1 protein-coding gene is annotated in these 1,174 nt (G+C 46.3%); it reads left to right on the top strand.

Annotation, left to right across the window (positions count from 1 at the left end; all coding sequences use genetic code 11):
* Positions 1 to 588 precede the first annotated feature (588 nt).
* Positions 589 to 1,086, top strand: a complete 498-nt coding sequence (locus O2S87_RS18570) for a hypothetical protein (RefSeq protein ID WP_475410205.1) — start codon at positions 589 to 591, stop codon at positions 1,084 to 1,086.
* Positions 1,087 to 1,174 lie beyond the last annotated feature (88 nt).

Raw genomic sequence — 1,174 nt, 5'->3', positions numbered from 1 at the left:
GTCTGGTGATATGACAGCGAGTCGAAGTCGTCCAGCGGATCAGTACACGATAGGAAGTCCGTGATCGGCAGCATTTGCTGTCAATACGGTGTATAGTTGGGGCCTACTTAAACGTGCAGAGCCGAGTTACTATTCGGATCTAAACCCCCTCAACCATCTATAGTAACATCTCGCAGAGCACAGGCGTCCGAAAATTATCAACGAGCTATTAACGAGCCAGTCATACAATCCCTCTTTACGTCTGATTCTACTGAAATTAGTCGTTCAGAGAATCTCTCTCTGGATGAGATAGGCTTTGACCACCTCTCGCACGACATATTCTCGTTTGACATAGTAGATGCAACGGACGATGATCTTCAAACGTACCTCCGTGCACTTGAGACCGAATTCGATCACGCTGAGGGACTACATTCCGAGATTAAATCTATTATTGAGGGGGACGATTGGAGATATCTTCGGGCAAGTGAACAGGACCAGCTTGAGATCGCCCAGCAGGCCCTGAAAACATATCGTAGGAAGCTCAGTAACAAACAGGACCAATTACAAACAGCGTGGCTAACCCGAAAGATCGACCACTGGAAAGGAAAAGTGGAGACGCTTGAAACAAGAATGGACCCGTATTTTTCTTATGAAAAATATGGGATTGAGAACAGTCTACACAAATCGATTGAACAAATTCAGGGCGAAATAGTCACAGCCGAACGGAATGTCGGTACCAGTCTCTTATCTGAGGAGCAAGTAGTCGAGTTGGAACATATCAAACAGCGAGTTGGTGAGCTTTCTGATCATCTGAAGAGCTATCAACGGGACTACATTGATCACCAGTTCTCGGAGGGTGTTGACGAACTCAAGGATGATATAGTAGATATACAACACGCTCTCACGCCTGCTAAGGCTCAGGGACAACCGATAGACAGTGAAGTAGAGCTCCGAGACAAAATAACCAGAATCCGGAATAGAATAGTGGACTTGAGGGGGTATCCATTTGGAGATAGTACCCTTGATTCGTTACAATCGCGTACCGAAAGTATTGAAGCATATATCGACGGTCGCGTCTCAGAACCGTTTAGACTTCACCTCCAGTAGCCTCAACCGAGGCGGTACAGTGAATCTTCTCGTGGAGTGATTCACACAGAATCTCATTGAAGAACCGGTTGTAGCGATCTGGATCTTG

The organism is Halohasta sp. A2, assembly GCF_056175805.1.
Note: the sequence above shows the minus strand (reverse complement) of the source record. Positions and strands in the feature narration are given on the sequence as shown.